General features: G+C 43.6%; 2 protein-coding genes. Both read right to left on the minus strand.

Annotation, left to right across the window (positions count from 1 at the left end):
* Positions 1–666: alpha-galactosidase (locus Q8907_15150; GenBank protein ID MDP4275609.1), on the minus strand; the 666-nt coding region annotated here is incomplete at its 3' end.
* A gap of 339 nt (positions 667–1,005) precedes the next feature.
* The coding region (locus Q8907_15155; GenBank protein MDP4275610.1) for a glycoside hydrolase 43 family protein at positions 1,006–3,042 on the minus strand (2,037 nt) is incomplete at its 5' end.

Consider the following 3,042-nt stretch of genomic DNA (forward strand, 5'->3'; position numbering starts at 1 on the left):
CACTTCAGCTTTTTGCACGTTGTTGTATGGGCGCGAAATATCGTCGCACTTGATAAAATCGACTCCCCAACTGGCATACATCTGTACAATTGAATTATAGTATGCCTGGCCTTCGGGCTTGGTGGCATCAACCCCGTACATGTCCGGGTTCCAAGGACAGGTAGAACTTTTAATGGCTATATCCTGAGCTTTTACATTTGTGCCGAGTACAGGCAGGTTCTTCTCCACGGCCTGACGGGGGATACCTCTCATGATGTGGATTCCGAACTTCAAACCTTTCGAATGCACATAATCGGCAAGGGGTTTAAAGCCTTTGCCATCGGCTGCCGAAGGAAATTTCTTAAGCCCGGGGGTCAAGCGTCCGTAGTCATCCATGGTAAGAATCGCACCGGGTTTATACGAATGGCCTTTCGACTCTGGCTCGTACCACTGAATATCAACAGTTAAGTATTTATAACCACTTGGTAAAAGATACTTTGCCATAGCATCGGCCTGTTCCTTTACTTGCTGTTCCGTAACGGTAGTGCCATAAATATCCCAGCTGTTCCAGCCAAGAGGAGGAGCAGGTGCTATTTGCCAGTATTTTGGTTTGTCCTGTGCTTTTAATGCACCACAAGTCAGTGTAATTAACAGAACCAATAATTTTAAATATCTATTTTCCAACATCTTGTATTTTATTGTTTCCCTTTTCATTTTATGTGAATAAAGAGATTTTCAAGCGAATAAAGTACTTTATGCTTTTTCAATTCTTCGTACATTAAAGTAATATTAAAAATATTATAAAAGGGAAAAACTCCCGCAAACGGTTATCTAATTTTTTAATTATCATGTCTTTGTTCGTTCTGTAATTCAATCATCATCTGCTTTTATATTTCATCCCAATTTTGCTTCATTGTTAAATAATATAGTTTAGCAATTCCAGGTGGTACTAATTACTTCTTTATCCACATTTTTTTCTTTTAGAATTCAAATAAAAAGTAATGGTAAAAACAGTTTTCAAAGCACTCAATTTTCCGTTATTTTCCAGCTTAACACCGTTCCATCTTTCCTGTTGGGCAGTGTTCCCTTGCGATCGGCAGCATAAGGCTCGCCGGTACCCGGAGTCAGTCCCACATAACGGTTGGTTTTCAGCGACAGCAACATACACTGGTTGTGCAACATATCCTGCCATTGGAACAAACTGCCTTCCGATTCTTGTTTCATCAACCTCACATCTCCAGAAATGCCTATCCCCACGACAGTAAGAAAACCCGTACCATTCATCGCTTCAAGGACTACCCTGCCTTTTCCGCGATCATACACCCTAAACTGACAGCCGGAACCTTGTGCATCCTTTGATCCGGGCGAAGCCGAGTGCATCATACCGTGGGGATTGGCCCACACGGGCGAATTCGTGCCCAGATTAGTCAGCGTAATAATTTTCCCTACCGGAATATTCCGGGACCGGTCGGCCAGTGGTTCTACAAGTTTAAAATCTTCAAAATCGGCATAACCGCCTTCCTTTCCATCCATATTGTAGGCGAAAAGGGCATAACGGGAGCCCTGGAACGTTTTCAGCTGATAAGGCAGACGGATAGAATCTCCGATATTGGTAAAGTTCGTATCGTCGGTGCTAAAACTGAACTGTGCTATATCTTTTTCATAATCACCTGATGCACGCAAACTAATTTTCCCAGAGGAGAGCTTTTGTTCAATTGTTTTGTCCCTGTACTGATCATAGAAATGAAGGACAAAACCATCGCTTTTCCTTAGAATGCCCAGACTTGCATAAGGCATATTCAAATAAGCCAGCCCTGCATAATCTCCAGGTTTCAGCGCACTCGCGTCAAGCACCGCGGTAGCATTAGATTCGGGGCCAACTACACGCTGCGTAAGGGTATTTCTGGCCCATAAAAAATCTTTAGCCGGCAAAGTATGCAAACGCAGTGATTCATTTTTTTTGTTGAGTTCCCATTTGCCGGCAACAGGATTATGATTCCACTGCCAGACAGGCAATAACGTTTTACCGGAGAAATCGTCGCTGCGCTGGTAAGGCGCTGAAGGAGTTGTTGGCGTCGCAACATTTGGTTTTAACCACGTTCTGGGCGAACGTCCGAGATTGCCAGTAAGCCCGAAGTAAGGCCAGCCATCCTGCCAGGTAACCGGCGAAAGGCAAGTAGTACGACCCACTGACATAAAATCCATCATAGAAAACCCCCACCAATCGCCATTGGGCAAATCGACTATCCCACCCTGATGCAGGGGAACGGCCCCCAAATAATTATCACCAGCAGGGGTCAATCGGAATTTGAAACCGGGAGAAGGAACCTGAGAACCGAGACCCACATTAGCTGTCAGCCAACCTCTCTGATAGCCCAAGGTTTCTTCTGCACTGATAACAGTAGTCTCGTACGGTCCATAAGGATTGTCGGCACGGGCACACTGCATGCGCCCTGTAGGAGAAAAATTAGCACTTATGATATAATATTTCCCATTTATCTTATAAATGTGATGTCCCTCTCCCATGTTATTTCCCGCAGGAATAATAATCTTGTCGCTTCCTTCGACAATACCGCTAAAATCAGGTTTCAATTGAACCAGGTGCACTTCATTGTATTTATATACTGCATAAATCTTTCCGTTATTGTCAAAAAGGATGGAAAGATCATAAATTTCAACATTCATAGGTTTGTGTACCCATGGCCCCTTCGGATTTTTAGCCATAAACACCTGCATTCCATGGTTATTCACGTTGGTAAAAATATAGAACATACCGTTGTAATAACGGATACAGGGAGCCCATATACCCTGGCCGTATGCTTCCTTGCCATGATCAAGGTTAAATTCAGGGCCTAAATCCAACTTATCAAAACAGTAGCTTAAAAACTCCCAGTTGACCAGATCTTTTGAATGCAATACAACAACACCGGGCATAGAATGCATTGTAGTTCCCGCCAGGTAAAAATCATCACCCACCCGGATCATATCAGGATCAGAAAATTCGTCATAGAACAAAGGATTGGTATAAGTTCCGTTTCCATTATCGGCTGTCCAGGACTGGGC

The organism is Bacteroidota bacterium (genome assembly GCA_030706565.1).
GTDB lineage: Bacteria > Bacteroidota > Bacteroidia > Bacteroidales > JAUZOH01 > JAUZOH01.